Consider the following 26,432-nt stretch of genomic DNA (forward strand, 5'->3'; position numbering starts at 1 on the left):
CCATGCTGGAGATCGCGGTGGCCGTGCTCGGCCTGTTCTGTGTGCTGCTCGCCGGCTTCTGCTATCAGCTGTCGCTGAAGCTGCGCCAGCAGGCGGAGCTGCAGAAGGAGCGCGATGCACTCCGCGATCAACGCCTCAAGGAGATTTCCCGGCGCCTGGATGCCTACCTCACCGGCAGCATCCGCATGGGCGAGGAGCTGCATGAGCTGCGCCGGGTGGTGGCGCCGCTGCCGGACAAGCTGAGCCAGATGGAGCAGCGCGATCCCACCAGCCTGTCCTTCACCCAGGCCGCACGCCTGGTGGGCATGGGTGCCAGCGTCGACGACCTGACCCATTCCTGCGGCCTGTCCCAGGCCGAAGCGGAACTGGTCAGCCGTCTGCACCAGGCCCAGAAGCAGCGTTCCTGAGCGCTTCCTTACTCCTCCCGGTTCTGAGTCTTCCGTCTCGCGGCGCCAATGGTTCCAAGGCGCCATCCTCCCTCCGTCTAACCTGAACGCATGGGGTCCGGCTTCCGAGGAGGTCCGCCATGCGTGCCGCATTGCTGTTGCTGTTGTGCCTGATCGTGCCGAGCGTGGGAGCCAGCGAAGCGCCGCTGGAAGTCAGGGGAGCGACCACGGTGAATGCCATGCAGGCGCGCCAGCTCTACGAGTACGGGGTGCTGTTCATCGATGTGCGCCCGGCGCGCGAGTGGAGCTGGGGGCATGTGCATGGCGCACTGCACCTGGCGCTGGATGGGCGCTTCGCGGAACTCAAGGGAGATGACTGGCCGCGGGAAATGCCCCTCGTGCTGTACTGCGACAGCGAGGTCTGCCCGCACAGCGCCGAGGCCGTACGGCGTGCCGTGGGCTGGGGCTTCCAGCAGGTGTACTACTTCCGCTCGGGCTACTTCGCCTGGCAGCTGCTCGACTTCCCGCTGGGCAAGGGCCACGAGGGCGAGCTGTACGCCTTCATCCTCGGGGTGCCGCCAACCGCGGCGGGCCCGATGGTGGAGTGACGTCGCGCTCCGCCGGCTCCTTGACGAAGCCCGCCGGGCGCTTGCCCTTGAGGTACCAGGCGAAGGCGATGATTTCCGCGATGGTGCGATAGAGCGGCTCGGGAATCGCGTCACCCAGTTCCAGCCGCGCCAGCAGGCGCACCAGTTCGGCGTTCTCGTAGATCGGCACTTCGTACTCGCGGGCGATGGCCAGGATCGCCTCCGCCAGTTCGTCGTCGCCCTTGGCGGTGAGGCTGGGCGCGTTGCTGCCGTCGTAGGAGAGGGCGATGGCCTGGCGCGGGCGCTTGTCCTGCTTCTTCATGCGGTTTCGTCCACCCAGCGCTGTTCCAAGTGGGTCTTCGGCCCCTGCGGCGGCATGCCCTGGCGGCAGCTCAGCTCGCCGACCTCGAGGCCGGCGCCGAGCAGGCGCTGGCGCAGGTTGTCCAGCTCTCCGGTGATCAGCTCGACGGTGGCGGCGCGCTCGGCCCACAGCTGGCTGGACAGGCTGCCGCGCAGCAGCTGGGCCTGCACCTGCAGCGGGCCCAGCGGGTCGAGGTCGAAGGCCAGTTCGACGCGCCATAGCGTCTCCTTCTGCTCCTTGCGGCTCTCCGCGCCCTGTTCCTCCCGCTGCAGTTTGACCTGCAGCGGCACCACGTCATGCTGATTGCGCATCGGCAGCTCCAGCTGCCAGGTAGTCAGCAGGTTGCCTTCCGGCGTCACCTGGGTCTGCGCCAGGCTCGACAGCTGGTGGGTCTGCAACCGCGACACGGCGGCGGCGGCCAGCTTCAGCAGGGTTTCCAGATCGGCTTCCTGATCCATCGACTGCAGCAGGCGCGAGGGCAGGGGGAAGCTCATGGCCTGCTGGCGCAGGCTGATCTGGCCGAGCGCGCCGAGCGCGTTGCGGACGAAGGCGGGCAGGGCCTGGGCCAGGGCACTGCTGGCGCTGGCGGCGGGCAGGGGCGCGCCGCCTGGCAGGCTGGGCAGCAGCTGCGCCACCAGTTTCAGCAGGTTGGCCTTCAGGTCCTGCGGCAGGTTCTGGGTGTGCCCGCTGAGCAGTTTGGCTTCGAGGAACACGCCGCTCTGCTCCAGGGCCTTGGCCAGGCCGTCGGCGCTGCCCAGCTGCTTGCCGTCGGGCATCAGCCCGAGCAGTTTGTCGACGGTGGCGCGCAGCTCCGCCGGCAGGCCGTCCTGCCGGGCCATGCCCTGCAGGCCCTTGAACAGGCCTTCGAGCGAGCCCTGGCGCCCCTGCTGGGCGGCCAGCTGCTCGCCCAGCACCAGCTGATCCAGGCGCCCGCTGAGCGGCAGGAAAGCGAGGTTCTGGCTGCCCTGTACCTGGGCGGTGAGCAGGCTGCCGATGGGCAGCGGCAGCGGCGTCTCGACGTTCAGCTTGCTGCCGGCCAGGGAGGTGTTGAGCAGGTTGACCACCACCCGGTACAGGGTTTGCTGGGCCTTGAGCTGGACGATCTGCTCGCGGGACTCGACCTTGCCCTGCAGCACGGTGCCGGCCGGCAGCTGCTCCAAGTCCAGGCTGCTCAGCAGCTTGGTGTCGCCGCCTTGCAGTGCCAGGGCCAGGCGGGTTTCGGAGATCGCGGTGACGGCCACCGTGGTGCCCTGGGCCAGGGGGCGCGGGCTGCTGGCCTCGAGGGTAGTCTGCTTGCCGCCGTTCAGGGTCAGCTTGAGCAGGAGCTGGAAGCTCTGCGCCACTTCCTTCGCCGCCAGCACCTCGGCCTTGGCGGTCTCGCCGGCGGCCAGCATGCCTTCCAGCGGCTGCAGCAGCTTCACCGCCAGGTCGGCGGCGTTGGGGGCGGAGGGGCGAATGGCCGGTGGCGTCGCGGGAAGCGGGCGAGGACTGCTGATTTCTGCCATGGCCGGGTCACACCCTGTCAAAAAGCCGGCTTCGGAGGGTGAAGCCCGACATGTATAATGCCGCCCCGTTCGGGCTGGCTCTATGGTCAACTTGCCACAGTATAGCGGCCGGCCCCCCTCCGACTTGAACCCCCTCCGGGAAGCCATGCAGTGATCAGCCCTCGACTCCAAGCCGTTGCACTCACCTGTGAGCGGGACTGGCGTCTGCTGTTCGAGGGCCTGGAGTTGGACCTCGGCGCCGGCACCCTGTTGCAGGTGGCCGGGCCCAACGGCAGCGGCAAGACCAGCCTGCTGCGCCTGCTCGCCGGGCTGATGCAGCCGACCGCGGGCGAGGTGCTGCTGAACGGCAGGCCGCTGGCCCGCCAGCACGGCGAGCTGGGCAGCAGCCTGTTGTGGATCGGCCACGCCGCCGGGATCAAGGGCCTGCTCACCGCCGAGGAGAACCTCGCCTGGCTCTGCGCCCTGCACCAGCCGGCCGGGCGCGAGGCCATCTGGCAGGCGCTGGAGGCGGTCGGCCTGCGCGGCTTCGAGGACGTGCCCTGCCACACCCTGTCCGCCGGCCAGCAGCGCCGCGTGGGTCTGGCCCGCCTGTACCTGGACGCGCCGCCGCTGTGGATTCTCGACGAGCCCTTCACCGCGCTGGACAAGCAGGGCGTGGCGCAGCTGGAAAGCCACCTGGCACGGCATTGCGAGCGGGGCGGGCTGGTGGTGATGACCACCCACCACACCTTGGGCGAGCAGCCCACCGGCTATCAGGTGCTGGACCTGGGGCGCCGCGCCGCATGAACAACGTCTTCTTCCTGCTGTTGTCCCGCGAAGCGCGCCTGCTGTTCCGCCGTCCGGCCGAGCTGGCCAACCCGCTGGTGTTCTTCGCCATCGTCATCGCGCTGTTCCCCCTGGCCGTCGGTCCGGAAACGAATCTGTTGCAGACCTTGTCACCGGGCCTGATCTGGGTGGCGGCGTTATTGGCCGTGCTGCTCTCTCTGGACGGGCTTTTCCGCAGTGATTTCGAGGATGGATCGCTGGAGCAGTGGGTCCTTTCGTCGCACCCGCTGCCTCTTCTGGTCCTGGCCAAGGTGCTGGCACACTGGCTGTTCTCGGGGCTGGCCCTGGTGCTGCTGGCGCCGCTGCTGGCGCTGATGCTCGGCCTGCCCGGGCGCTGCCTGCCGGTGCTGCTGGGCTCGCTGCTGCTCGGCACCCCGGTGCTGAGCCTGCTCGGCGCGGTGGGCGCGGCGCTGACCGTCGGCCTCAAGCGCGGCGGGCTGCTGCTGGCGCTGTTGATTCTGCCGCTGTACATCCCGGTGCTGATTCTCGGCACCGGGGCGATGCAGGCGGCCTTGCAAGGATTGCCGGCGGCCGGCCACCTGTTGTGGCTGGCCAGCCTGACCGCCCTGGCGGTCACCCTGACACCCTTTGCGATCGGCGCCGGACTGCGAATCAGCGTCGGCGAATAAGAAAGAACCGTGATACGTGGCCCGGACGCAATCCGGGCTACGTTTGAATGATGAGACGAGTTATGAACTGGACCTGGTTTCACCAGTGGGGTTCGCCCAAGTGGTTCTATGAGCGCAGCGGCCGCTGGCTGCCCTGGCTGGCCGCGGCCGCCGTGCTGCTGCTCGCCGTCGGCATCGTCTGGGGGCTGGCCTTCGCGCCGCCGGAGAAGTACCAGGGCAACAGCTACCGGATCATCTACATCCACGTGCCGGCGGCCTTCCTCGCCCAGTCCTGTTACCTGCTGATGGCGGTGGCCGGCGTGGTCGGCCTGGTGTGGAAGATGAAGCTGGCCGACGTGGCCCTGCAGCAGGCCGCGCCGATCGGCGCCTGGCTGTGCTTCATCGCGCTGATCACCGGGGCCATCTGGGGCAAGCCGACCTGGGGCACCTACTGGATCTGGGACGCGCGCCTGACCTCGATGCTGATCCTGCTGTTCCTCTACTTCGGCGTCATCGCCCTGGGCAACGCGATCAGCAACCGCGACAGCGCGGCCAAGGCCTGCGCCGTGCTGGCGCTGGTCGGCGCGGTGAATATCCCGATCATCCAGAAGTCGGTGGAGTGGTGGAACACCCTGCACCAGCCGGCCACCTTCAAGGTCACCGGCAAGGCCAGCATGAACGTCGAGATGTGGCTGCCGCTGCTGCTCTGCGTGCTCGGCTTCTACTGCTTCCTCGGCGCCGTGCTGCTCTACCGCATGCGCACCGAGGTGCTCAAGCGCGAGGCCCGCAGCAGCTGGGTGAAGGCCGAGATCGCGCGGCTGGTGGAGGGCAGGGCATGAGCTTCGAATCCTTCGGCGAATTCCTCGCCATGGGCCACCACGGCCCCTACGTGTGGTCGGCCTACGGCATCAGCCTGGCGGTGCTGGCCCTGAACGTCGCGCTGCCGATCCTGGCCCGCCGGCGTTACCTGCAAGACGAGGCGCGCCGTCTGCGCCGGGAGAAGCAACAGTGAATGCAGTCCGCAAGAAACGCCTGTACATCGTCCTGGCCATCCTGGTCGGCGTCTCCGCCGCGGTGGCCCTGGCCCTCAGCGCACTGCAGGAGAACATCAACCTGTTCTACACCCCGACCCAGATCGCCAACGGCGAGGCGCCGAAGGACACCCGCATCCGCGCCGGCGGCATGGTCGCCGAGGGTTCGGTGAAGCGTTCCGTCGATTCGCTGCAGGTGGAGTTTGTGGTCACCGACTTCGTCAAGAGCGTGACCATCCGCTACCAGGGCATCCTGCCGGACCTGTTCCGCGAGAAGCAGGGCATCGTCGCCCTCGGCAAGCTCAACGACGAGGGCGTGCTGGTCGCCGACGAGGTGCTGGCCAAGCATGACGAGAACTACATGCCGCCGGAAGTCACCAAGGCGCTGAAGGACAGCGGCCGGTTGCCCGCCGGGGACGAGGCCAAGCAATGAACGCCGCGCTGATGATTCCCGAACTGGGCCACGTGGCCCTGATCCTCGCCCTGTGCCTGGCCGTGGTCCAGGCGACCCTGCCGTTGGTCGGTGCCTGGCTCGGCGACCGCCAGTGGATGGGCCTGGCCCAGCCGGCGGCCTGGGGCCAGTTCGCCATGCTGGCGTTCGCCTTCGCCTGCCTGACCTGGGCCTTCATGGCAGACGATTTCTCCGTAGCCTACGTGGCCAGCAACTCCAACAGCGCCTTGCCCTGGTACTACAAGTTCAGCGCCGTGTGGGGCGCCCACGAGGGCTCGCTGCTGCTGTGGGCGCTGATCCTCGGCGGCTGGACCTTCGCCGTGGCGATCTTCTCGCGCCAGCTGCCGGAGGTGATGCTGGCCCGCGTGCTGGCCGTGATGGGCATGATCAGCGTCGGCTTCCTGCTGTTCCTGATCATCACCTCCAACCCCTTCGAGCGGCTGCTGGTGAACACGCCGACGGACGGCCGCGACCTCAACCCGCTGCTGCAGGACTTCGGCCTGATCGTCCACCCGCCGATGCTGTACATGGGCTACGTCGGCTTCTCGGTGGCCTTCGCCTTCGCCATCGCCGCGCTGCTCGGCGGCAAGTTGGATGCCGCCTGGGCTCGCTGGTCGCGGCCCTGGACCATCGTCGCCTGGGCCTTCCTCGGCGTCGGTATCGCGCTGGGCTCCTGGTGGGCCTACTACGAGCTGGGCTGGGGCGGCTGGTGGTTTTGGGACCCGGTGGAGAACGCCTCCTTCATGCCCTGGCTGGTGGGCACCGCGCTGATCCATTCGCTGGCTGTGACCGAGAAGCGCGGCGTGTTCAAGAGCTGGACCGTGCTGCTGGCCATCGCCGCCTTCTCCCTCAGCCTGCTCGGCACCTTCCTGGTCCGTTCCGGGGTGCTCACCTCGGTGCACGCCTTCGCCAACGACCCGGCGCGCGGGGTGTTCATCCTGATCTTCCTGCTGATCGTGGTCGGCAGCTCGCTGGCGCTGTTCGCCGTGCGCGCGCCGGTGGTCAAGAGCCAGGTCGGCTTCGCCCTGTGGTCGCGCGAGACCTTCCTGCTGGCCAACAACCTGGTGCTGGTGGTGGCGGCCGCGATGATCCTGCTCGGCACCCTGTATCCGCTGGTGCTGGACGCGCTCTCCGGGGCCAAGCTGTCGGTCGGCCCGCCGTACTTCAACGCCCTGTTCGTGCCGCTGATGGCACTACTGATGGTGGTGATGGCGGTGGGCGTGCTGGTGCGCTGGAAGGACACCCCGGTGAAATGGCTGGCCGGCATGCTCACCCCTGTGCTGGTCGGCAGCGTGGTGCTGGGCTTCCTCGCCAGCTGGCTGTTCGGCGACTTCCACTGGAGCGTGCTGGCGGTGTTCCTGCTCGGCTTCTGGGTGCTGCTGGCCGGCGTCCGTGATCTGCTCGACAAGTGCCGTCACAAGGGCCTGTTCAAGGGCATGCGCAGCCTCTCCAGCAGCTACTGGGGCATGCAGCTGGCGCACCTCGGCATCGCCGCCTGCGCGATCGGCGTGGTGCTGGTCAGCCACGGCAGCGCCGAGCGTGACCTGCGCCTGGCGCCCGGCGAGTCCCTGGAGCTGGGCGGCTACCTGTTCGTCTTCGAGGGCGCCAAGCACTTCGAGGGCCCCAATTTCACCTCGGACAAGGGCACCGTGCGCGTGCTGGAGGACGGCGAGGAAGTCGCCGTGCTGCACCCCGAGAAGCGCCTGTACACCGTGCAGCAGATGCCGATGACCGAGGCGGGCATCGACGCCGGCTTCACCCGCGACCTCTACGTCGCCCTCGGCGAGCCGCTGGAGAACGGCGCCTGGGCCGTGCGCGTGCACATCAAGCCCTACGTGCGCTGGATCTGGCTCGGCGGCCTGATGATGGGCCTCGGCGGCCTGCTCGCCGCCTTCGATCCGCGCTACCGGGTCAAGGTCCGCACCCGCGTGCGCGACGTGCTGGGCATGAAGGAGGCCACCGCATGAAGCGCCTGATCCTGCTGCTGCCGCTGGCGCTGTTCCTGGCCATGGCGGTGTTCCTCTACCGCGGTTTATTCCTCAACCCGCAGGAGCTGCCCTCGGCGCTGATCGACAAGCCGCTGCCGGCGTTCAGCCTGCCGGACCTGAAGGACGAGCAGCGCCTGGTCACCGAGAAGGACCTCAAGGGCCCGGCGCTGGTCAACGTCTGGGCTACCTGGTGCCCGACCTGCAAGGCCGAGCACCAGATGCTCAACCGCCTGGCCGAGGCCGGCGTGGTGATCCACGGGGTCAACTACAAGGACGACGGCGAGGCCGCGCGCAAGTGGCTGCAGGACTACCTCGACCCGTACCAGGTCAACGTCGCCGATCCCCAGGGCTCGCTCGGCATCAACCTGGGTGTTTACGGCGCGCCGGAGACCTTCCTGATCGACGCCCGGGGCATCATCCGCCACAAGTACGTCGGTGCCATCGACGAGCGCGTCTGGCGCGAGGAACTGGCGCCGCGCTACCAGGCCCTGCTGGAGGCTAAGCCGTGAAGCGCCTGCTGATCGCCTGCCTGCTGGGGCTGAGCCTGGTCGGCGTGGCCCGCGCCGCCATCGACACCTACCAGTTCAAGGATGAGGTGGAGCGCGAGCGCTTCCGCAGCCTCACCGAGGAGCTGCGCTGCCCCAAGTGCCAGAACCAGAACATCGCCGACTCCAACGCACCGATCGCCACCGACCTGCGCCGCGAGATCTTCCGCATGCTCGAAGAGGGCAGGAGCGACAAGGAGATCGTCGATTTCCTGGTCATGCGCTATGGCGACTTCGTGATGTACAAGCCGCCCCTGGACAGCCGCACCTGGCTGCTCTGGTACGGCCCCTTCGGCCTGCTGGGCCTGGGCGCCATCGCCCTCGCCGTGCTGGTGCTGCGCCGCCGCAAGGTGGAGAAGGCCCCCGAACGGGCGGCCCTGAGCGCCGCCGAACGTGAGCGCCTGGACGCTCTGCTGAAAGCCACCCGGGATACCCAAGACTGATGATCGAATTCTGGCTCGCCGTCGGCCTGTTGCTGCTGGTCGGCACGGCTTTTCTGCTTATTCCGCTGCTGCGCGGCCGCCGCGCCCAGGCCGAGGAAGACCGCACCGCGCTCAACGTCGCCCTGTACCAGGAGCGCCTGGCCGAACTGCAGGCCCAGCGCGATGCCGGCACGCTCACAGCCGAGCAGTTCGACGCCGGCCAGGCCGAGGCCGCCCGCGAGCTGCTGGCCGATACCGAAGGCGCCGGCAACGGCCGTGGCCATCGCCTGGGCCGCGCGCTGCCGCTGCTGATCGCCCTGGCCGTTCCGGGCCTGGCCTTCGGCCTGTACTGGCACTGGGGCGCCAGCCAGGAGCTGGCGGCCGTGCAGGACCAGCCGAGCATCGCCCAGATGACCGCGCGCCTGGAGCAGGCGGTCAAGGACAACCCGGATTCCGCCGAGGCCTGGTACTACCTCGGCCGCATCTACATGGGCAACGGCGAGGCCGGCAAGTCCGCCATGGCCTACGAACACGCGGTGCGCGCCGCCGGTCGCGCGCCCGAGCTGCTGGGCCTGTGGGCCCAGGCCCTGTACTTCGCCGCCGACAAGCAGTGGAGCGCGCAGATGCAGGCGCTCACCGACGAGGCGCTCAAGGCCGATCCCAACGAGGCCACCAGCCTCGGCCTGCTGGGCATCGCCGCGTTCGAGGACGAGCGCTTCGCAGACGCCATCGACTACTGGCAGCGGCTGGCGGCGCAGATGCCGGCGCAGGACCCGGCCCGTGCCTCGATCCAGGTCGGCATCGACCGTGCCCGCGAGCAGCTGCAGGCCGCCGGCCAGCCGGTGCCGGACGAGGCGACGAGCGCGTCCGTGGCGGCGATCCGGGTCAAGGTCGACCTCGCGCCCGAGGTCAAGGCCGAGGTGCAGCCGGGCGACAGCGTGTTCGTCTTCGCCCGCGCGGCGTCCGGTCCGCCCATGCCGCTGGCGGTCAAGCGCCTGACCGTGGCCGACCTGCCCGCCGAGGTCGAGCTGAGCGACAAGGACGCGATGATGGAGCAACTCAAGCTCTCCAGCTTCCCGCAGGTGCAGCTGGTGGCGCGGATTTCGCGCAGCGGCGTGGCGACCAAGGGCGAGTGGATCGGCAGCAACCCGCCCATCGCCAGCGCCACCCAGGAGCCCCAGCAACTGCTGATCGACAGCGCGGAGCAGGCGCAGTGACCCGTGCGCTGGCGGCCCTGGCCATGCTGCTCGCCCTGGGCGGCTGCGCCCTGCAGCCCGGCGTCGCGCCCAGGGACGACAAACCCGCGAACGCGCAGCAGAGCCACCCGCGCTACGCGCCACCTCCCGGCGGCAACGCCTACTGGGACCCGGCGCTGGGCGTGTACGTGATCCAGGGCAGCACCAGGCTGTACTACCGCGAGCGGGTCTACTACCGCTGGAACCGCGGCTGGAACTGGGCCAGCAGCCCCAGCGGCCCCTGGCAGCCCACCGACAGCAGCGGCGTACCGGCCGGCCTCGGCCGCACCATCGCCGACTGACGCACGTACCGGGCACCTCGGTGCGCACGGCGCACCCTACGGTAGCCCGGATGCAATCCGGGGTAGGCGGCCAACCCGGCTTAGGCTTGCTTCGGCAGCTCGAGCCTCGCGCTTTCCCCGGGCACCCGTGGCCAGTTCCACTCGGCCCAGTCGCGCTTGGCCTTTTCCAGTCGTCCGGCGTCGCTGGCGACGAAGTTCCAGTACATCCGCCTCGGCCCCAGCGGTTCGCCGCCGATCAGCGCCAGGCGGCACTCGCCGCAGGCGCTGAGCAGCATGTCCTCGCCCTCCGGCAGCACCGCCAGGCCGCGCAGTGGCAGGTCGTCGTCTTCCAGCCGGGCTTCGCCCTCGATCAGGTACAGGGCGCGCTCGTGGTGCTCGGCGGGTATCGACAGGTGGGCGCCGGCCTGCAGTTTCAGCTCGGCATAGAGGGTCGATGAGTGCACGGGGACCGGCGACTCCAGGCAGAAGCCGCTGCCGGCGATCAGGGTGATCTCCACGCCCATGGCCTCGCTGCGCGGCAGGCTGGCGGCCGGGTGGTGGCTGTAGGCCGGCTCGCCCTGCTCCAGTTCGCGGGGCAGGGCCAGCCACACCTGCAGGCCGTGCAGGCGCGAGCCGCTGCGCCACAGGTGCGCCGGCGTGCGCTCGACGTGGGCCACGGCGCGCCCGGCGGTCATCCAGCTGACGTCGCCCGGCTTCACCAGCTGGTCCGAGCCCAGGCTGTCCTTGTGCTGCAGCTCGCCCTCGAACAGGTAGGTGAGGGTGGACAGGCCGATGTGCGGGTGCTGGTCGATGTTCATGCCGCTGCCGGCGGGGTAGTCCTTCTCCAGGATGTGGTCGAAGAACACGAACGGCCCGACGCTGCGGCACCTGGCCGAGGGCAGCGGGCGCAGGATGGGCTGGCCGGCGATGTCCTCGGTCCGGGGACGGATCAGCAGCGGCGCGCTCATGCGCCGTCGCCCAGGCGGGTCTCGATCTGCACGTCGACGCCGGTCATCAGCTTGTGCACCGGGCATTTGTCGGCGATGCGCAGCAGTTGCTGGCGCTGTTCCTCGTCCAGCGCGCCGTGCAGTTCCAGTTCGACGGCCAGGCGGTAGGTACCCTGGCGCTCCTGGCTGTCGTCGCGGTTCACGCGCACGTCCAGGCTGTCCAGCGGCAGGCCGCGCTGCCTGGCGTAGAGCATCAGGGTCAGGGCTTTGCAGGCGCCGAGGGCGGCGTCGAACAGGTCGTGCGGCTCGGGAGCCGAGGCGCCGCCGCCGTGGGCGACCGGTACGTCGGTGTGCAGCTGGTGCTCGCCGATCTCGATGCTGTGGCGCAGGCCGGATTCGGTGCTGATGCGGATCATGATGGCTCCCGGACGGGTTGGATGGACTTCCAGTCTAGCGTTACGACACGCATCCAATAGGTAGCCAAGTGTTTTCCAGGGTGCCACCCGCTCCCAACCCCGTCATCCCCGCGCAGGCGGGGACCCAAAAACCATGCCGTCGTTTGGATTCCCGCCTGCGCGGGAATGACGGGAAGGGCCCTTCAACCGGCCTGGGCCGTGCGCTCAGACCAGCACGGAGAGGCGCACGTCGGCGCCCAGCACGCGCAGCAGGCGGCCGTCCGCACCGAGGATGGGCACCGAGACGGTGAAGCAGAAGTCGTCGGTGGCCGACGAGCGATAGACCGGCGTGATGTGGCTGCGCAGGTCGTCCGCGACGCTGCGGAACCAGGGGCGCCGGCTCCAGTCGCGGCCGCGGCAGCTGCCGCTGTCCTGGTGCGGCACGTCGGCGGCGAAGACGTTTTCCGAGAGCTGCACGCCGCCGGCATCGACCAGGTAGAACAGCTCGAAGCGCGCGTCGCGCCGCAGGGTTTCCGCCAGCAGGCGTTCCGCCGTGTCGACGTCGCCGGCCAGGCGCGGGTCCGCCGCCAGTTGCTCGACGCTGCCCTGCACCGAGCGATGCAGTTCCAGGCGGAAGTCGCCCAGGCCCTGCAGCAGGCGGTCGCCGTCCTCGCGCACGGCCTGGCTGTGGCGCAGTACCTGGCCGGCCTTGCCGAGCAGGTCGCCGGCCACCTGGGCGATCTGCTGCACGTCGCCGTTGATCGAGCGCACCGCCTGGCCGATCTGCTCGGTGCCGATGGCGATGTGGCCGACCCGCTCGTCCAGCCGGTCCATGGCCTGGCGCGTGCTGTCCAGGCCGTTGCCGACCTGCAGCATGCCTTCGCGGCCATCCTCCACCGCCTGGTGCATGCGTTCGCCGGCCGCGCCGAGCTGGCCCATGCCGTCGCGGAAGCGTTCGATGATCTGGCCCACCTGGCCGGTCGCCTCGGTGGTATGGCCGGCCAGGCGCCGCACTTCCTCGGCGACCACGGCGAAGCCGCGGCCGTGCTCGCCCGCGCGGGCCGCCTCGATGGCCGCGTTGAGCGCCAGCAGGTTGGTCTGCTGGGAGATGCTGGCGATCACGCCGATCACCTTGCTGACTTCCTCCAGTTGCCCGGTGAGTTTGCCGATCACCTCGCCGAGCTGAGTCTCGCAGTGACCGATGGCCTCGACCTGGCCGAGCACGGACTGGCCGCTGCGCTGGCACTGGCGCAGGGTCTCGGAGACTTCTGCGGACAGCCGTGCGACTTCGGCGGTGCCGGGCACCAGCTCGGCGTCCAGGGTGGTGGTGACCTGTTCGCTGGCGCTGGCGATCAGCTCGGAGGACTGGGCCAGGCTCTGCCCGCTGACCTGGTTGGCGCTGGCGATGCTGGCCAGCTGCGGCGCGTGGGCGGCGATGCCGACGGCGGCGCCCAGGCTGGTGCGGATGCGCTGGTGCAGGCCGTCGCTGAAACGGTTGAGGCGTCCCATCCAGGCCTGGTGCTCGGGCAGCCGGGTGGTGAGGTCGTGACGGGTGAAGAGGGCGGCGAAGGCCTCTTCGTCCAGTTCGCGTCGCGAGGGTCTGCGCAGCAGCTGCAGCATGGTGCATCTCCGAAGTGTTCTGTCCGGAGCGGTGCAAGCAGGGTGCCATCATCGGCGCGCGCCATGTCGTGGGGCTGGCGCCGGCAAAATGCCGCCGATTGCGCCCCACGCTGGGGCGCCGGGGCCTATTGCGGTGCGCCGGGCCGGTACCAGAGCGCATCGCGCTGGACCGGCGTCTGGGGCGGCAGGTCGGGGTTTTCCAGCTCGATGACCCGGCGTCGCTCCAGTCCGGCGCGCTTCAGGGCAGCGCCGTGGTACTGCTGGAACAGGCGCTCGTAGCTGCCGTCCGCGATCATCGCCTCCAGCCCGCGCTCGATGGCGGCGGCCAGGTCGGCGCGGGTGCGCGAGGTGAAGAAGTAGAAGGCGGAGGGGTAATGGAGGACGACGTGCTCGTCCACTTCAAGCTCCAATCCTTCCTGGCTGGCCCGCGCCTGCTCGTCCCAGACCACCACCAGCTCACGGGGGAAGACGTCGAAGCGGCCGGCGTCGAGCATGCGGAACAGGCTGTCGTAACTCTGGCTGGTGATCACCTGCAGGCCGTTGTCGCGCAGCACGCGGGTGTCCGGCCAGTCGGCGCGCTGGCCGAAGCGCATGGGCTTGAGGTCTTCCAGGCTGTGCACCCGGGCCAGCCAGTCCTTGTCCTCGCGCCGCACCAGGGGGATGCGCCAGCCGATCAGGCCCTTGTAGATGGGGATGCGTATCGGCAGCAGGGCTTCCTCGCGGTCGCGGGTGGTCATGGTCCACATCAGCTGCACACTGCCGTCGTTCTGCTCCAGCGACTGCTCCGCCCGGCTCTGCGGCATGGGCCGTGGCGAGGGCCGCAGCCGGTAGTCTCCGCCGCTCCTGGCCAGGGCCTGGCGCAGCAGCTCGACCACGTAGGCCTCGGGGTCGGTGCCGTTGGAGTGCAGGGGATAGGTCAGGGTCTCCGCCGGCGCGAGGGCCGGGAAGAGGAGGGTGAACAGCACGACGAGGCGGGCGATGGGCATGGCGTTATTTCGCGACCGGGGATGAAGCATGATGGCCCCTCGCCGGCATCATCGCCAGTGAACGGCTGCAGCGCGACGGCAGTCTACTCTTGCTCGAAACCTGCCGGAGTCATGCCTTTGCTCGCCAACCGCCTGTTCATCGCCGCCGTCTGCAGCCTGTTCGCCCTGCAGGCGGCCGCCAGGGATTACCGATACAGCGACGCCCACCTGCACTACGTGGACTTTTTCCAGGAGAGCGAGGGCATGGCGCCGCTGCTCAAGGCGATGGACGCCGGCCAGATCGACCATGTGATGATCAGCGGCATCCCGGTCGCCAAGAAATGGCACGAGGACGAGCCCAAGCGCCCGCGCTACTACGCCGGCGACGACGCTGGCGCCTACTGGTACAGCGCCACCGACGTGTTCGTCGCAGAGGCGGTGCGGCGTTTGCCGGAGGAGCAGCGCAAGCGCTTCCACCCGTTCCTCTCCGGCTTCAACCCGGTGGACAAGAACGCCGACGCCCACATCCGCCGCATGCTCGAGCTCTATCCCGGGCTGTGGCAGGGCTTGGGCGAGGTGTTCACCCGCCACGACGACCTCACCGCGCTGACCTACGGCGATACCCCGCGCGCCAACAACGAGGCGATGACCAGGGTCTACCACCTGGCCGCGGAATACGACCTGCCGGTGATGGTGCACAGCAATATCACCTCCAAGCGCGAGCGCAACCCGCTCTACCTGGAGGAGATCGAGGAGCCGCTGCGCAACCATCCCCATGTCCGCTTCATCTGGGCCCACGCCGGCACCAGCCTGGAGATCCACCGCCATCAGGAGAAGCTGGATTTCCTCCTGTCCACCCTGGAGCGGATGCTCGGCGAGTACCCGAACCTGTACATCGACCTGTCCTGGAGCGTACTGCAGCCCTACTTGCTGTCCGACGAGGGTCGTCCCGACCCGCGCTGGGTGAAGCTGGTCGGCCGCTACCCGGAGCGCTTCATGCTCGGCTCCGACGTGGTCGGGCGCTTCGACGGGGTGGGGGAGAAACTGGCCGAGTTCCGACCTTTCCTCGATGCACTGCCGGAGGACGTGGCGCACAAGGTGGCGCGGGACAACTTTCTCGCCGTGCTGCCGCGCCAGCGCCAGGCCGAGCTGAGCGACTGATTGTCATCAGCCTGTAACCGCCGCGTCATAGCCTCGCGCCATTCCGTCAACGAGGAGCGCGAGATGAAACTGTTCTGTCTGCCGGCCCTGGCCCTTGGCCTGGCTTCCAACCTGGCCTTCGCCGATGTGCGCGTGGAGGGTCCGATCGAGTACGGCGTGTTCACCAGCGCCCCGATCAAGGACCCGCAGCCGGGCGAGCGCGTGTTGACCCGCGCCAACCAGCCGATCGAGCAGACCGACGTGGTGCCGGCGCGCCTGGGTACCAAGTTCGGCATCCGCTACCGGCTGCTCGGCAAGACCGAGAGCGAGCAGCCGCTGACCCTGCTGTACCTCACCCCCGGCCTGGTCGGCCCGGACGGCAAGCGCCAGGACAAGATCGAACTGCAGCAGAAGCTGGTGGTGGATGCCCCGCAGGACGTGATGGCGTTCGAGTTCACCGAGCACTACGAGGCCGTGCCGGGTGAATGGCACCTGATGGTGTTCCAGGGTGACCGCAAGCTGGCGGAGCGGCGTTTCACCGTGCAGTGAGGTGGGGCCGCCCGGTATGCGCGGCGTACCCTGCGAAGGGCTCCGCGCACCGTCGGGTCGGGACTCAGCCTTCGCCGAGTTCGAACGCGGTCAGGGTGAAGGTGGGGATGCCCATGTCCTGCAGCCTCCGCGAGCCGCCCAGTTCGGGCAGGTCGATGATCGCGGCGGCCTCGTACACGGTTGCGCCCAGGCGGCGCACCAGGCGGGCCGCGGCGAGCAGGGTACCGCCGGTGGCGATCAGGTCATCGAAGATCAGCACCCGGTCGCCTTCGCACAGGCTGTCGGCGTGCACTTCCAGCAGCGCCTCGCCGTATTCGGTCTGGTAGCTCTCGGCGAGCACCTCGGCCGGCAGCTTGCCCTGCTTGCGGAACAGGATCAGCGGCTTATTCAGCTCGTAGGCCATGATCGAGCCGAACAGGAAGCCGCGCGCGTCCATCGCCGCGATGTGGCTGAAATCGTTCTCGACGTAGCGCTGGATGAAGCTGTCCACCACCATGCGCAGGGCGCGCGGCGACTGGAACAGCGGGGTGATGTCGCGGAACACGACGCCGGGCTTGGGGAAATCCGGCACCGGGCGGATCAGGGACTTGACGGCGAACTCGTCGAAGATCATCCGGTCGCCCTCAGTCCGGCATGTTGCCGCCGGCCAGGGCGCACAGCTCGATCGGGTCGAGGATCTGCACTTCCTTGCCTTCGGCGTTGATCAGGCCGTTCTGCTGGAAGCGGGTGAATACCCGCGACACGGTCTCCACCGCCAGGCCCAGGTAGTTGCCCACCTCGTTGCGCGACATGGCCAGGCGGAACTGGTTGGCCGAGAAGCCGCGGGCGCGGAAGCGCGCGGAGAGGTTGACCAGGAAGGTGGCGATGCGCTCGTCGGCGGTCTTCTTGGAGAGCAGCAGCATCATCTGCTGGTCGTCGCGGATTTCGCGGCTCATCACCCGCATCAGCTGGCGGCGCAGCTGCGGCAGTTGCACGGAAAGCTCGTCCAGGCGATCGAACGGAATCTCGCAGACCGAGGTGGTCTCCAGGGCCTGGGACGACACCGGGTAGACCTCGGTATCGACGCCGGACAGGCCGACCATTTCGCTGGGCAGGTGGAAGCCGGTGATCTGTTCCTCGCCCGAGTCGCTCAGGGTGAAGGTCTTCAGCGCGCCGGCGCGGACCGCGAACACCGAGTCGAAGGCATCGCCCTGGCGGAACAGGAACTCGCCCTTCTTCAGCGGGCGGCCGCGTTTGACGATGCGGTCCAGGGCATCCATGTCCTCCAGGTTCAGGGACAGCGGCAGGCAGAGAGGCGCCAGGCTGCAGTCCTTGCAGTGGGCCTGGTGGGGGCTGTGCACCTTGATGGTTTCTGACATCGGATATCCCTGACTTGGAGATCACACACGAACACAAAGGTTAACCCATAGCCCCGCACCCGGGCCAGCGCGAGCATGGCCGATCAGGCAAATGATTGACCGCAGATTCAAGTTTTCCCGGCGCCGCCCGATAGTTCAGCTAAGCATGCGTCGAGGGAAATTCCATGTTGAAGGTGGATGTGAGCGGCCTGACCCAGCGGCTGGCCCAGGGTATCCAGCGCCAGGAGGCACGCGTCGCGGGCCAGGAGCCCAGCGAGCAGGAGGTGCACGAGAGCCTGCGGGTGTCCCTGTCGGAATTGTCGCGCACGCGGGCCAGCGCGAAGAACGAGGATGTGGACGAGGCCGAGCTGCCGGACAACATCAAGGAAATCGTCAAGCTGATTCGCGCGCTGCGCCAGCAGATCGCCGAGAAGCAGGCCGAACTGCAGGCGCTGGCGGCCGACGGTGACATGGACCCGGAGCTGAGGCAGGTCAAGGCGGAGGCCCTGCGCAGCGAACTGGCCACCCTGCAGAGCGCCCTGACCTCGGCCCAGTTCGAGCTGGCCGATGCGCTCAAGGACAAGCGCCTCACCGACGATCAGCGCATGCAGGCGCTCAAGCTGGCCATGTCCTGACCGGCGAGGTCGTTTCCCCGGATTGCATCCGGGCTACGCGCCGGGGAATACCGTAGCCCGGATGCAATCCGGGACCACGAAGCCCACCTTTCAGATCACCCGCGAGAAACGCTGCTGGTTCTGCTGTTCCAGGTAGTGGTCGAACAGCATGCACAGCGAGCGCACCAGCAGGCGGCCGGCCGGGCGCACGTCGATGCCCTGCTCGGTGAGGTCGATCAGGCCGTCGCGGGCCAGTTGCTGCAGCTGTGGCCAGATCGCCGAGAAGTAGTTGCGGAAGTCGATGGCGAAACGCTCCTCGATATCACGGAAACTCAGCTGGAACTGGCAGATCAGCGCCTGGATCACGGCGCGGCGGATGCGATCATCGTCGTTGCATAGCAGGCCGCGCTGGGTCGCCAGCTGGCCGTTGCCCAGGCTCTGCTGGTAGTTGGCGAGGTCGCTGCTGTTCTGGCTGTAGAGGTCGCCGACCTGGCTGATGGCCGATACGCCCAGGCCGATCAGGTCGCAGTGGCCGTGGGTGGTGTAGCCCTGGAAGTTGCGTTGCAGGGTGCCGTCTTCCTGGGCCATCGCCAGTTCGTCGTCGGGCAGCGCGAAGTGGTCCATGCCAATGTAGCGGTAGCCGGCGGCGGTGAGCTGCTCGATGCTGCCCTGCAGCATGGCCAGCTTGTCCACCGGGGCGGGCAGCTCGTTGGTATTGATCCGCCGCTGCGGCATGAAGCGCTCCGGCAGGTGGGCGTAGTTGAACACCGACAGCCGGTCCGGCTGCATCGCGATCACTTCGTCCACGGTGCGGGCGAAGCTTTCCGGGGTCTGGCGGGGCAGACCGTAGATCAGGTCGATGTTCAGCGAGCGGTACTGCAGGGCGTGGGCCGCGTCGACGATGGCGCGGGTCTGCTCCAGGGTCTGCAGGCGGTTGACGGCGCGCTGCACCTCCGGGTCGAGGTCCTGCACGCCGAGGCTGACGCGGTTGAAGCCCAGCTCGCGGAGCAGGCCCATGGTCGACCAGTCGGCCTCGCGCGGGTCGATCTCGATGCCGTAGTCGCCGCTGTCGTCGTCCAGCAGGGTGAAGTGCTGGCGCAGGGAGCCCATCAGGCGGCGCAGCTCGTCGTGGCTGAGGAAGGTCGGGGTGCCGCCGCCGAAGTGCAGCTGCTCGACCACCTGGTTGCGGTCGAGGTGGCAGGCGATCAGGGCGATCTCCTGCTCCAGTTGCTCCAGGTACGGCAGGGCGCGGCCGCGATCCTTGGTGATCACCTTGTTGCAGGCGCAGTAGTAGCAGATGTTGGCGCAGAACGGCACGTGCACGTAGAGCGACAGCGGCCGCTGGGCCTTGCGGCTGTCGCGCAGAGCGTGCAGCAGGTCGAAGGAGCCGACGTCGCCATGGAACTGCACGGCGGTGGGGTAGGAGGTATAGCGCGGGCCTGGCCGGTCATGGCGGCGGATCAGGTCGGCGTCCCAGCGGATGGCATCGAGCATTTGGAGTATCCCTGGAGTGACAGTGTTGCCAGTCTAGGGGGCGTGCAGGGTCGGCTCCTTGATCTGAGTCAGGCCGTCGCATGTTCTGTAGGGTGCGCGGGCTGCCAGGAGAGTCAGTGGCCCATCAGCCAGTGCTGGTGTGGGCCGGGCAGCGTCCACAGGCCGAACAGGATCACCAGCAGGCCGCCGGCCACGCGCACGCCGCGCCTGCGCAGCAGGGCGGTCAGCCGCTCGGCGGCCATACCGGTGGCCAGCAGCACCGGCCAGGTGCCCAGGCCGAAGGCCAGCATCAGCAGCGCGCTGTCCGTCGGCGAGCCCTGGCTGGAAGCCCACAGCAGGGTGCTGTAGACCAGGCCGCAGGGCAGCCAGCCCCAGACGGCGCCGAGCAGCAGGGCGCGGGGCAGGCTGCTGACCGGCATCAGCCGGCTCGCCAGCGGCTGCAGGTGGCGCCAGAGGTGGCGGCCGACGGCTTCGATGCGGGTCAGCCCGCTCCACCAGCCCGCCAGGTACAGGCCCATGGCGATCAGCAGCAGGCCAGCGGCCACGCGCAGCGCCATCGCCGCCGGGCTGCTGGCCACGGCCCAGCCGGCCAGGCCGATGAGCAGGCCGGCGGTGGCGTAGCTGAGGATGCGGCCGAGGTTGTAGGCCAGCAGCAGGCGCAAGCGGCGGGCGCGCTGCTCGGGCGGGATGGCCAGGGTCAGCGCGCCCATCAGGCCGCCGCACATGCCCAGGCAGTGGCCGCCGCCGAGCAGGCCGAGGATCAGCGCGGAAGCCAGCAGGGGCGCCAGTGCCGGAACGCCCAGTTCAGGCACGCGGCTCGTCCTTGTCGCCGTTCTTGTCGGCCTCGGCGACGCCGGCCTTGTGCTGCGGGTCCTCGTCGTCGAACAGGATGCTGTGGGCCGGGCTGTCCAGGTCGTCGTACTGGCCGTTGTCCACGGCCCAGACGAACAGCCAGATGGCGAAGCCGACCAGAACCACGGCAATCGGGATCAGGATGTAGATGGCGGACATGACTCAGTGGCTCCGGCGGAAGAATGGCCGCAGATCGAGGTTGGCAGCCGGGAACAGTTTGGCGGGGCTGCGCCCGGTCAGGGCGACGAAGGCAAACAGGGCGTTGATCAACACCAGCAGCAGGGTATCCAGCGGCTCGGCCAGCAGGCTGCCGAGCGAGGTCCGCTGGTCGATCAGCGAGATTGCGACATGGCCGGCGATGAAGAGCTGCACGCAGAGCAGCGCGATGGCCAGTAGACGGACCCACCAGGCGACTTTTGCCGTGTTGTTCTGCATAAGACCTCGTCGAGCACCACGATAGGGGGCTTATTGTCTTGGGACGCGAGCCAGGCGCAGGGCGTTCAACACCACCAGCAGCGAACTGACCGACATGCCGAGCGCGGCCCACAGCGGGGTGACCCAGCCGAGCGCCGCGAACGGCAGCACCAGGCCATTGTACAGGGTGGCCCAGGCCAGGTTCTCGACGATGATACGGCGCGTGCGGCGGGCCAGGGCGAAGGCCTGCACCAGGCTGCCAAGGCGGTTGGACAGCAGCACAGCGTCGGCGCTGGTCTTGGCCAGGTCGGTGGCGCTGCCCATGGCCACGCTGATGTCGGCGCCGGCCAGCACCGGCACGTCGTTGACCCCGTCGCCGAGCATCAGCACGCGCCGGCCCCGTTCGTGCAGATCCTTGAGCACGGCCAGCTTGGCGTCCGGGGTCAGGCCGCCGCGGGCGTCGGCGATGCTGAGCTGACGGGCCACCTCTCCGACCATCGGCGAGCTGTCCCCGGACAGCAGGATGATGTCCCAGCCCTGGGCGCGGCAGGCGGCGAGCAGTTCCGGCGCGTCCTCGCGCAGGCGGTCGCCGAGGACGAACCAGGCCAGCGGGCCGCGCTCGTCGCCCAGCAGCAGCCACTGGCCGTGTTCGCCGGGAATGGCTGGGGTCGCCTGATCGGCGAGGGCGGCAACGTAGGCCGGCTGGCCGATGCGTAGGCGGCGGCCGTCGAGCACGCCCTCCAGGCCCTGGCCGGGTTCGCTGACCAGTTGCTCGGCCGCCCGTGGGCTATGGCCGAAGGCGCGGGCGATGGGGTGTTCGGAACCCTGCTCCAGGGCGGCGGCGAGCGTCAGGCAGGCGTCGGCGTCCAGTGCGCCCAGCGGTTCGATGCGCTCCAGGGTCAGGCGGCCTTCGCTGAGGGTGCCGGTCTTGTCGAAGATCACCGTGTCGATCTGCTTCAGGCCTTCCAGCACGTGGCCGCGGGTCAGCAGGAGGCCGAGCCTGTGCAGGCTGCCGGTGGCGGTGGTGAGGGCGGTGGGCGTGGCCAGCGACAGGGCGCAGGGACAGGTGGCGACCAGCAGCGACAGGACGATCCAGAACGCCCGCTCGCTGTCGATCTGCCACCAGACCAGGCCGACCACCGCGGCCAGGCCGAGCACGATCAGCAGGAACCACTGGGCCACCCGGTCCGCCATCTCGGCCATGGGCGGCTTGTCGGCCTGGGCGCGTTCGAGCAGGCGGACGATGGAGGACAGCCGGGTGTCGTTGCCCAGGGCCTGCACCTCCACGGTCAGCGGGCCCTCGACGTTGAGGGTGCCGGCGGTGACCGCGTCGCCCTCGCCACGGGCCAGCGGCAGGTACTCGCCGGTGAGCAGGGATTCGTCGACGCTGGACTGGCCGGCGACGATGCGGCCGTCCGCCGGCAGCATGGCGCCCGGCTGGACCAGCACGCGGTCGCCGACCGCCAGTTCGCGCAGCAGGATGCGCTCGGCCTTGCCCTGGTCGCCCAGGCGCAGGCAGGAGGGCGGCAGCAGGCTGACCAGCTGGGTGGTGGCCGCCGCCGTGCGTTCGCGGGCGCGCCGCTCCAGGTAGCGGCCGGCCAGCAGGAACAGGGCGAACATGCCCACCGCGTCGAAATACAGTTCGCCCACCCCGGTGACGGTGGACCAGATGCCGGCCGCGTAGGCGCCGCCGATGGCCAGGGACACCGACACGTCCATGGTCAGGTGGCGGGTGCGCAGGTCGCGCAGGGCGCCGCGGAAGAACTGGCCGCAGCAGTAGAAGACGATGGGCGTGGTGAGGAACAGGCTGGTCCAGCGCAGGATCTTGTCCAGCTCCGGCGAGAGGTCGACGTTGAATTCCGGCCAGGTGGCCATGGTCGCCATCATCACCTGCATCCACAGCAGGCCGGCGATGCCGATCTGGCGCAGCGACTTGCGGTTCTCCGCGGCCAGCCGCTCGCTCGCCTCGTCCGCCTGCCAGGGGTGGCCGGCGTAGCCGATGCGGCGCAGTTCGGCGATCAGCTGGCTGAGCGGTATCTGGCTGTCGGCCCAGCGCACCTGCAGGCGCTGGTTGGACAGGTTGAGCCGGGCCTCGGCGACCCCGGGCAGGGTGCGCAGGTGCTTCTCGATCAGCCAGCCGCAGGCGGCGCAGCTGATGCCTTCGATCATCAGGCTGGTTTCGCTGAGTTCGCCCTCGTGCTGGACGAAGCCGCGTTGCACCTCGTCGCGGTCGTACAGCGCCAGTTCGTCCGGCAGGGCCTTGGGCAGGGTCTGCGGGTTGACCGCGCTGTCGCTGCGGTGGCGGTAGTAGTTCTCCAGCCCGCCGGCGACGATCGCCTCGGCCACCGCCTGGCAGCCCGGGCAGCAGAAGGCCCGCGGCTGATCCAGGACGCGGGCCTCGAAGCGGCTGCCGGCGGGAACCGGCAACCCGCAGTGATAGCAGGAGAGGGGTATACTCATGCTCGGCGGGGCATTACTCGCCAAGCTGGATGCGCTGGCCGCTGGCCAGGTTTTCTTCTTCGAACAGGCGCCAGTCCTTGCCACCTTCCTGGCCGATCAGTTCGACGAAGCGGCGGCCCTCGACGGCGTCCAGCAGGTTGCCGGCGTAGCTGCCGTCGTTCTGGGCCTGCATCACCACCCGGCGGTCGCGCTCCGGCTGGGTCGGCGAGATCAGGTTGAGCACCAGCTGCGGCGGGTTGCTGTAGCCCTCCAGCTGCAGGGCGGCGGTGCCCTTCTCGTTGTCCAGCACCAGCTCGGCGCGCAGTTTCAGGCGGGTCGCCAGTTCCTCGCGCTCCAGCGAGGTGTTGATGCCCTTGCCGACGTCGTAGTAATTGTCCGACAGCAGTCCCGGCGGGTTCTTGGTGGCGATCACCAGCATGCTGGTGCCGAGCACCACGGACATGCCGAGGAGACCGAGGATGAGCCAGACCCAGGTGACTTTGTACCAGGGGACGACCGGAGGTTGTTGCTGCGACATGTAGGAACCTGTGTTCAACGTACGCTCGGGCCGATGAAGCGGCTGTCGGCGTCGTTCTCGATGGACGGATCTTCCAAGGCCTGGACCTTGAACACGACTTCATTGGCGCTGGAAGGCAGCTTCTCCGGCGGGATGGACAGCTCCACCGGAATCGACAGCACCTCGCCGGCCGCCGCCTTGACCTCGTTCCTGCCTTCGTACTCGATACCCTCGATGCCTTCGACGGAGATCACGTAGGTCAGGTCGCGCTGGGCCTTGTTCATCAGCTTCACGGTGTAGACGTTCTCGATGTGGCCTTCTTCGTTCTCGCGGAACAGCACGCGGTCCTTGAGCACGTCGATTTCCACCAGCGAGCGGCTGGCGACGGCCCAACCGAACAGGCCGATCATCGCCACCAGCGCGGTGGCGTAGCCTATCAGGCGCGGGCGCACCAGGTGCGTCTTCTGCCCGGAAAGATTGTGTTCGGTTGTGTAGCTGATCAGGCCTCGCGGGTAGCCCATCTTGTCCATGATGCTGTCGCAGGCGTCGATGCAGGCGGCGCAGCCGATGCACTCGATCTGCAGGCCGTCGCGGATGTCGATGCCGGTGGGGCAGACCTGGACGCACATGGTGCAGTCGATGCAGTCGCCCAGCCCCTGGGCCTTGTAGTCGAGGGTCTTCTTGCGCGGGCCGCGTTTCTCGCCGCGGCGCGGGTCGTAGGAGACGATCAGGGTGTCCTTGTCGAACATCACGCTCTGGAAGCGCGCGTAGGGGCACATGTAGATGCACACCTGTTCGCGCAGCCAGCCGGCGTTGCCGTAGGTGGCCAGGGTGAAGAAGCCGACCCAGAAGTAGGCCCAGCCGTCGGCCTCGCCGTTGAGCAGGCTGGGGATCAGGTCGCGGATCGGTGAGAAGTAGCCGACGAAGGTCAGGCCGGTGACCAGGCCGATGAGAATCCACAGGCCGTGCTTGGCGGCCTTGCGGGCGAACTTGTTGGCGCTCATCGGCGCCTTGTCCAGCTTCATGCGCTGGTTGCGGTCGCCCTCGGTGACCTTCTCGCACCACATGAAGACCCAGGTCCACACGCTCTGCGGGCAGGTATAGCCGCACCAGACGCGGCCGGCGAACACGGTGATGAAGAACAGGCCGAAGGCGCAGATGATCAGCAGCCAGGACAGCAGGGCGAAGTCCTGCGGCCAGAAGGTGGCGCCGAAGATGAAGAACTTGCGTTCCGGCAGGTTCCACCAGACGGCCTGATGGCCATCCCAGTTGAGCCAGACGGTGCCGAAGTAGAGCAGGAACAGGAAGGCGCCGCCGCTGAGGCGAAGGTTGCGGAACAGACCGGTGAAGGCGCGGGTGTAGATCTTTTCGCGGCTGGCGTAGAGGTCGACGGTTTCGCCGCCCTTGGCCGGGGGAGGGGTGATGTTTCGGACGGGAATCTGTTCGCTCATCAGGGACGTACCACGGCTTGTGTGGGCGCTCCCCCGATACTTGCCGAGGGAGTCAGAATTTCACGTCACTATGGTACGCCTGATCGAGCGGTGGCCGGGTGCGACCAGCGGTCGCGCCAGGCATTTGTAACCTTACTTCTCTGCTTGCTTGCCGTGCGACAGGCTGTACACGTACGCCGCCAGCAGGTGCACCTTGTCTTCGCTGCCCACGTACTGCAGCTGCGCCGGCATGCTGCCGTTGCGGCCGTAGCGAATGGTCTGCTGCAGTTGAGCGTAGCTGCTGCCGTAGATGAAGGCGCTCGGGTTGGTCAGGTTCGGCGCGCCCATGCTCGGGGTGCCGGTGCCTTCCTTGGTGTGGCAGGCGAAGCAGACGCTCTCGAACACCTGCTTGCCGGCGGTGACGTCGGCGGTGACGCCTTCGGGCAGCTTGCGGCCGGCCAGTTCGGTCAGCACGTAGGCGGCCACGTTGCGTACGCCTTCCTCGCCGATGGTCGGCGCCTGGGCAGGCATCATGCCGTGACGGCCGGCGGTGATGGTCTGCTTGATGTCTTCCGGCGTGCCGCCCCAGCGCCACTCGTTGTCGGTCAGGTTGGGGAAGCCGTAGGCGCCCTTGGCGTCGGAGCCGTGGCAGACCGAGCAGTTGGAGGCGAACAGACGACCGCCCATCTTCAGGGCCTGCTCGTCCTTGGCCACTTCCTCGATCGGCATGCCGGCGTACTTGGCGTAGATCGGCGCGTACTGCTTGTCGGCGCGAACCATCTCGCGCTCCCACTCGTGCACGCCGGTCCAGCCGCGCTCGCCGCTGCTGAACGGCTTGCCGTCGCCGGCCTCGTTGTAGCCGGGCAGCAGGCCTTTCCAGTTACCCAGGCCCGGGTAGAGGACCAGGTAGCCGAGGGCGAAGATGATGGTGCCGACGAACAGCATGAACCACCACTTGGGCAGCGGGTTGTCGAACTCCTCGATGCCATCGAAGGAGTGGCCGACGGTGTCCTCGGTGGTGTCGGCGCGCTGACCCTTGCGCACCCCGAAGATCAGCCAGGTGAGCGCGACAATGGTGCCGAGGCTCAGTACGCTGATGTAGATACTCCAGAACGAAGTCATTCTTTATTGCTCCCAGAATCTTGCTCGTCACGCTTCTTGGCTGGGACGTCGTCGGCGAAGGGCAGGTTGGCTGCCTCGTCGAAGCTGCTCTTGCGCTTCTTGCTGTAGGCCCAGAGCACCACGCCGATGAAGGCGATGAAGACCACTGCGGTGCCTATACCGCGAATCATCCCGATATCCATGGCGCGTTACCGTTTGTTCTTGATAGAGGTGCCCAGGCCTTGCAGGAAGGCGACCAGGGCGTCCATCTCGGTCTTGCCCTTGACGGCTTCGCGAGCGCCGGCGATGTCCTCGTCGGTGTATGGCACGCCGAGCGTGCGCAGAGCTTCCATCTTGGCCGCGGTGTCCTTGCCGTCGAGCTTGTTCTCGACG

The 26,432-nt window shown here is 68.4% G+C and carries 32 protein-coding genes and 1 pseudogene; 15 read left to right on the forward strand and 18 right to left on the reverse strand.

Annotated elements, in window-relative coordinates:
* Positions 1-2 precede the first annotated feature (2 nt).
* Both N5D30_RS02820 and N5D30_RS02825 read left to right on the forward strand, forming a co-directional pair.
* Positions 3-407: a DUF2802 domain-containing protein gene (locus N5D30_RS02820; RefSeq protein ID WP_220813378.1), complete on the forward strand. Its 405-nt coding sequence runs from the start codon at positions 3-5 to the stop codon at positions 405-407.
* A gap of 119 nt (positions 408-526) precedes the next feature.
* Positions 527-994: a rhodanese-like domain-containing protein gene (locus N5D30_RS02825; protein ID WP_279907555.1), complete on the forward strand. Its 468-nt coding sequence runs from the start codon at positions 527-529 to the stop codon at positions 992-994.
* On the opposite strand, the gene N5D30_RS02830 is transcribed toward N5D30_RS02825, so the two are convergent.
* A complete protein-coding gene (locus N5D30_RS02830) occupies positions 948-1,295 on the reverse strand; it encodes an EscU/YscU/HrcU family type III secretion system export apparatus switch protein (protein ID WP_279907556.1) in 348 nt (115 codons plus the stop codon). The two genes, N5D30_RS02825 and N5D30_RS02830, sit on opposite strands and share 47 nt — an antisense overlap.
* Entirely contained in the window at positions 1,292-2,839 is a 1,548-nt protein-coding gene (locus tag N5D30_RS02835) for a flagellar hook-length control protein FliK (protein ID WP_279907558.1), read from the reverse strand. Before N5D30_RS02835 ends, N5D30_RS02830 begins: the two co-directional genes overlap by 4 nt.
* 150 nt (positions 2,840-2,989) lie before the next feature.
* Here N5D30_RS02835 and ccmA point away from each other — a divergent pair, with 150 nt between their 5' ends.
* Genes ccmA through N5D30_RS02885 form a run of 10 tightly spaced genes read left to right on the forward strand, consistent with a single transcriptional unit; the run spans position 2,990 to position 10,246 of the window.
* On the forward strand, positions 2,990-3,625 hold the full coding sequence (ccmA, locus tag N5D30_RS02840) for a cytochrome c biogenesis heme-transporting ATPase CcmA (RefSeq protein ID WP_220813374.1): 636 nt from the start codon (positions 2,990-2,992) through the stop codon (positions 3,623-3,625).
* The gene (ccmB, locus tag N5D30_RS02845) at positions 3,622-4,293 is read left to right on the forward strand and encodes a heme exporter protein CcmB (protein WP_220813373.1); all 672 of its coding nucleotides are present in this window, start codon (positions 3,622-3,624) and stop codon (positions 4,291-4,293) included. The genes ccmA and ccmB overlap by 4 nt, the downstream gene beginning before the upstream one ends.
* 50 nt (positions 4,294-4,343) lie before the next feature.
* Entirely contained in the window at positions 4,344-5,111 is a 768-nt protein-coding gene (locus N5D30_RS02850; protein ID WP_262880168.1) for a heme ABC transporter permease, read from the forward strand.
* A complete protein-coding gene (gene ccmD / locus N5D30_RS02855) occupies positions 5,108-5,284 on the forward strand; it encodes a heme exporter protein CcmD (RefSeq protein ID WP_220813371.1) in 177 nt (58 codons plus the stop codon). Before N5D30_RS02850 ends, ccmD begins: the two co-directional genes overlap by 4 nt.
* Positions 5,281-5,736, forward strand: coding sequence for a cytochrome c maturation protein CcmE (ccmE, locus tag N5D30_RS02860; protein WP_279907560.1), 456 nt, complete (start codon positions 5,281-5,283; stop codon positions 5,734-5,736). Before ccmD ends, ccmE begins: the two co-directional genes overlap by 4 nt.
* Before the next feature lie 11 nt (positions 5,737-5,747).
* Positions 5,748-7,721 carry a heme lyase CcmF/NrfE family subunit gene (locus N5D30_RS02865; protein ID WP_279907583.1) on the forward strand — a complete coding sequence of 658 codons (1,974 nt, stop codon included), beginning with the start codon at positions 5,748-5,750 and terminating at the stop codon, positions 7,719-7,721.
* Positions 7,718-8,251: a DsbE family thiol:disulfide interchange protein gene (locus N5D30_RS02870; protein WP_279907561.1), complete on the forward strand. Its 534-nt coding sequence runs from the start codon at positions 7,718-7,720 to the stop codon at positions 8,249-8,251. The genes N5D30_RS02865 and N5D30_RS02870 overlap by 4 nt, the downstream gene beginning before the upstream one ends.
* Entirely contained in the window at positions 8,248-8,730 is a 483-nt protein-coding gene (locus N5D30_RS02875; RefSeq protein ID WP_220813368.1) for a cytochrome c-type biogenesis protein, read from the forward strand. The genes N5D30_RS02870 and N5D30_RS02875 overlap by 4 nt, the downstream gene beginning before the upstream one ends.
* Positions 8,730-9,926, forward strand: a complete 1,197-nt coding sequence (ccmI, locus tag N5D30_RS02880; RefSeq protein WP_279907562.1) for a c-type cytochrome biogenesis protein CcmI — start codon at positions 8,730-8,732, stop codon at positions 9,924-9,926. The genes N5D30_RS02875 and ccmI overlap by 1 nt, the downstream gene beginning before the upstream one ends.
* Complete coding sequence (locus N5D30_RS02885) at positions 9,923-10,246, forward strand: hypothetical protein (RefSeq protein ID WP_279907563.1); 324 nt, start codon at positions 9,923-9,925, stop codon at positions 10,244-10,246. The genes ccmI and N5D30_RS02885 overlap by 4 nt, the downstream gene beginning before the upstream one ends.
* A gap of 80 nt (positions 10,247-10,326) precedes the next feature.
* Here the strand turns inward: N5D30_RS02885 and N5D30_RS02890 are convergent, their stop codons facing one another.
* From N5D30_RS02890 to N5D30_RS02905, 4 genes are all read right to left on the reverse strand, one after another.
* Positions 10,327-11,193 (reverse strand): pirin family protein, encoded by an 867-nt coding sequence (locus tag N5D30_RS02890; RefSeq protein ID WP_279907564.1) that lies wholly within the window; start codon positions 11,191-11,193, stop codon positions 10,327-10,329.
* A complete protein-coding gene (locus N5D30_RS02895) occupies positions 11,190-11,591 on the reverse strand; it encodes an OsmC family protein (RefSeq protein WP_279907584.1) in 402 nt (133 codons plus the stop codon). Before N5D30_RS02895 ends, N5D30_RS02890 begins: the two co-directional genes overlap by 4 nt.
* A gap of 201 nt (positions 11,592-11,792) precedes the next feature.
* Positions 11,793-13,187, reverse strand: a complete 1,395-nt coding sequence (locus tag N5D30_RS02900; RefSeq protein ID WP_279907565.1) for a methyl-accepting chemotaxis protein — start codon at positions 13,185-13,187, stop codon at positions 11,793-11,795.
* Positions 13,188-13,312: 125 nt separating this feature from the next.
* Entirely contained in the window at positions 13,313-14,173 is an 861-nt protein-coding gene (locus tag N5D30_RS02905) for a transporter substrate-binding domain-containing protein (RefSeq protein WP_279907566.1), read from the reverse strand.
* 111 nt (positions 14,174-14,284) lie between these two features.
* On the opposite strand from N5D30_RS02905, the gene N5D30_RS02910 reads away from it, so the two are divergent.
* Complete coding sequence (locus N5D30_RS02910; protein ID WP_279907567.1) at positions 14,285-15,313, forward strand: amidohydrolase family protein; 1,029 nt, start codon at positions 14,285-14,287, stop codon at positions 15,311-15,313.
* Positions 15,314-15,376: 63 nt separating this feature from the next.
* Positions 15,377-15,841 carry a DUF3859 domain-containing protein gene (locus N5D30_RS02915; protein WP_279907568.1) on the forward strand — a complete coding sequence of 155 codons (465 nt, stop codon included), beginning with the start codon at positions 15,377-15,379 and terminating at the stop codon, positions 15,839-15,841.
* A 64-nt stretch (positions 15,842-15,905) separates the two neighbouring features.
* Here the strand turns inward: N5D30_RS02915 and N5D30_RS02920 are convergent, their stop codons facing one another.
* On the reverse strand, positions 15,906-16,454 hold the full coding sequence (locus tag N5D30_RS02920) for an adenine phosphoribosyltransferase (RefSeq protein WP_279907569.1): 549 nt from the start codon (positions 16,452-16,454) through the stop codon (positions 15,906-15,908).
* 10 nt (positions 16,455-16,464) lie between these two features.
* Positions 16,465-17,199: a fumarate/nitrate reduction transcriptional regulator Fnr gene (fnr, locus tag N5D30_RS02925; protein ID WP_220813360.1), complete on the reverse strand. Its 735-nt coding sequence runs from the start codon at positions 17,197-17,199 to the stop codon at positions 16,465-16,467.
* Between the two features lie 164 nt (positions 17,200-17,363).
* Between fnr and N5D30_RS02930 the strand changes: the two genes are divergently transcribed.
* Positions 17,364-17,813 carry a hypothetical protein gene (locus tag N5D30_RS02930; protein WP_279902221.1) on the forward strand — a complete coding sequence of 150 codons (450 nt, stop codon included), beginning with the start codon at positions 17,364-17,366 and terminating at the stop codon, positions 17,811-17,813.
* Between the two features lie 90 nt (positions 17,814-17,903).
* Here N5D30_RS02930 and hemN read toward each other — a convergent pair whose 3' ends face one another.
* The 10 genes and pseudogenes from hemN to N5D30_RS02980 all read right to left on the reverse strand — a co-directional run.
* The gene (gene hemN, locus N5D30_RS02935) at positions 17,904-19,286 is read right to left on the reverse strand and encodes an oxygen-independent coproporphyrinogen III oxidase (RefSeq protein WP_220813358.1); all 1,383 of its coding nucleotides are present in this window, start codon (positions 19,284-19,286) and stop codon (positions 17,904-17,906) included.
* Between the two features lie 113 nt (positions 19,287-19,399).
* Complete coding sequence (locus N5D30_RS02940; protein WP_279907586.1) at positions 19,400-20,089, reverse strand: sulfite exporter TauE/SafE family protein; 690 nt, start codon at positions 20,087-20,089, stop codon at positions 19,400-19,402.
* A 1-nt stretch (position 20,090) separates the two neighbouring features.
* Entirely contained in the window at positions 20,091-20,297 is a 207-nt protein-coding gene (gene ccoS, locus N5D30_RS02945) for a cbb3-type cytochrome oxidase assembly protein CcoS (protein ID WP_220813357.1), read from the reverse strand.
* A 3-nt stretch (positions 20,298-20,300) separates the two neighbouring features.
* Entirely contained in the window at positions 20,301-20,573 is a 273-nt protein-coding gene (locus N5D30_RS02950) for a hypothetical protein (protein ID WP_279907571.1), read from the reverse strand.
* Positions 20,574-20,603: 30 nt separating this feature from the next.
* Entirely contained in the window at positions 20,604-23,012 is a 2,409-nt protein-coding gene (locus tag N5D30_RS02955; RefSeq protein WP_279907572.1) for a heavy metal translocating P-type ATPase, read from the reverse strand.
* A gap of 13 nt (positions 23,013-23,025) precedes the next feature.
* Positions 23,026-23,529 (reverse strand): FixH family protein, encoded by a 504-nt coding sequence (locus tag N5D30_RS02960; RefSeq protein WP_279907573.1) that lies wholly within the window; start codon positions 23,527-23,529, stop codon positions 23,026-23,028.
* Between the two features lie 14 nt (positions 23,530-23,543).
* Entirely contained in the window at positions 23,544-24,959 is a 1,416-nt protein-coding gene (gene ccoG / locus N5D30_RS02965; RefSeq protein WP_220813353.1) for a cytochrome c oxidase accessory protein CcoG, read from the reverse strand.
* Positions 24,960-25,091: 132 nt separating this feature from the next.
* Entirely contained in the window at positions 25,092-26,060 is a 969-nt protein-coding gene (gene ccoP, locus N5D30_RS02970; protein ID WP_279907574.1) for a cytochrome-c oxidase, cbb3-type subunit III, read from the reverse strand.
* A complete protein-coding gene (locus N5D30_RS02975; protein WP_220813351.1) occupies positions 26,057-26,242 on the reverse strand; it encodes a cbb3-type cytochrome c oxidase subunit 3 in 186 nt (61 codons plus the stop codon). The genes ccoP and N5D30_RS02975 overlap by 4 nt, the downstream gene beginning before the upstream one ends.
* A gap of 6 nt (positions 26,243-26,248) precedes the next feature.
* Positions 26,249-26,432 (reverse strand): annotated as a pseudogene (locus N5D30_RS02980) (cytochrome-c oxidase, cbb3-type subunit II); the annotation flags it as partial.

The organism is Pseudomonas sp. GD03875 (genome assembly GCF_029840585.1).
GTDB classification, from domain to species: Bacteria; Pseudomonadota; Gammaproteobacteria; order Pseudomonadales; family Pseudomonadaceae; genus Aquipseudomonas; species Aquipseudomonas paralcaligenes.

Bases quoted from the DNA above. Each gene is read 5' to 3' on its own strand.
- N5D30_RS02820 (WP_220813378.1), top strand. From the start codon at position 3: ATGCTGGAGATCGCGGTGGCCGTGCTCGGCCTGTTCTGTGTGCTGCTC.
- N5D30_RS02825 (WP_279907555.1), top strand. From the start codon at position 527: ATGCGTGCCGCATTGCTGTTGCTGTTGTGCCTGATCGTGCCGAGCGTG.
- N5D30_RS02830 (WP_279907556.1), bottom strand. From the start codon at position 1,295: ATGAAGAAGCAGGACAAGCGCCCGCGCCAGGCCATCGCCCTCTCCTAC.
- N5D30_RS02835 (WP_279907558.1), bottom strand. From the start codon at position 2,839: ATGGCAGAAATCAGCAGTCCTCGCCCGCTTCCCGCGACGCCACCGGCC.
- ccmB (WP_220813373.1), top strand. From the start codon at position 3,622: ATGAACAACGTCTTCTTCCTGCTGTTGTCCCGCGAAGCGCGCCTGCTG.
- N5D30_RS02850 (WP_262880168.1), top strand. From the start codon at position 4,344: ATGAGACGAGTTATGAACTGGACCTGGTTTCACCAGTGGGGTTCGCCC.
- ccmD (WP_220813371.1), top strand. From the start codon at position 5,108: ATGAGCTTCGAATCCTTCGGCGAATTCCTCGCCATGGGCCACCACGGC.
- N5D30_RS02865 (WP_279907583.1), top strand. From the start codon at position 5,748: ATGATTCCCGAACTGGGCCACGTGGCCCTGATCCTCGCCCTGTGCCTG.
- N5D30_RS02870 (WP_279907561.1), top strand. From the start codon at position 7,718: ATGAAGCGCCTGATCCTGCTGCTGCCGCTGGCGCTGTTCCTGGCCATG.
- ccmI (WP_279907562.1), top strand. From the start codon at position 8,730: ATGATCGAATTCTGGCTCGCCGTCGGCCTGTTGCTGCTGGTCGGCACG.
- N5D30_RS02890 (WP_279907564.1), bottom strand. From the start codon at position 11,193: ATGAGCGCGCCGCTGCTGATCCGTCCCCGGACCGAGGACATCGCCGGC.
- N5D30_RS02900 (WP_279907565.1), bottom strand. From the start codon at position 13,187: ATGCTGCAGCTGCTGCGCAGACCCTCGCGACGCGAACTGGACGAAGAG.
- N5D30_RS02905 (WP_279907566.1), bottom strand. From the start codon at position 14,173: ATGCCCATCGCCCGCCTCGTCGTGCTGTTCACCCTCCTCTTCCCGGCC.
- N5D30_RS02910 (WP_279907567.1), top strand. From the start codon at position 14,285: ATGCCTTTGCTCGCCAACCGCCTGTTCATCGCCGCCGTCTGCAGCCTG.
- N5D30_RS02915 (WP_279907568.1), top strand. From the start codon at position 15,377: ATGAAACTGTTCTGTCTGCCGGCCCTGGCCCTTGGCCTGGCTTCCAAC.
- N5D30_RS02920 (WP_279907569.1), bottom strand. From the start codon at position 16,454: ATGATCTTCGACGAGTTCGCCGTCAAGTCCCTGATCCGCCCGGTGCCG.
- fnr (WP_220813360.1), bottom strand. From the start codon at position 17,199: ATGTCAGAAACCATCAAGGTGCACAGCCCCCACCAGGCCCACTGCAAG.
- N5D30_RS02930 (WP_279902221.1), top strand. From the start codon at position 17,364: ATGTTGAAGGTGGATGTGAGCGGCCTGACCCAGCGGCTGGCCCAGGGT.
- hemN (WP_220813358.1), bottom strand. From the start codon at position 19,286: ATGCTCGATGCCATCCGCTGGGACGCCGACCTGATCCGCCGCCATGAC.
- ccoS (WP_220813357.1), bottom strand. From the start codon at position 20,297: ATGTCCGCCATCTACATCCTGATCCCGATTGCCGTGGTTCTGGTCGGC.
- N5D30_RS02950 (WP_279907571.1), bottom strand. From the start codon at position 20,573: ATGCAGAACAACACGGCAAAAGTCGCCTGGTGGGTCCGTCTACTGGCC.
- N5D30_RS02955 (WP_279907572.1), bottom strand. From the start codon at position 23,012: ATGAGTATACCCCTCTCCTGCTATCACTGCGGGTTGCCGGTTCCCGCC.
- N5D30_RS02960 (WP_279907573.1), bottom strand. From the start codon at position 23,529: ATGTCGCAGCAACAACCTCCGGTCGTCCCCTGGTACAAAGTCACCTGG.
- ccoG (WP_220813353.1), bottom strand. From the start codon at position 24,959: ATGAGCGAACAGATTCCCGTCCGAAACATCACCCCTCCCCCGGCCAAG.
- ccoP (WP_279907574.1), bottom strand. From the start codon at position 26,060: ATGACTTCGTTCTGGAGTATCTACATCAGCGTACTGAGCCTCGGCACC.
- N5D30_RS02975 (WP_220813351.1), bottom strand. From the start codon at position 26,242: ATGGATATCGGGATGATTCGCGGTATAGGCACCGCAGTGGTCTTCATC.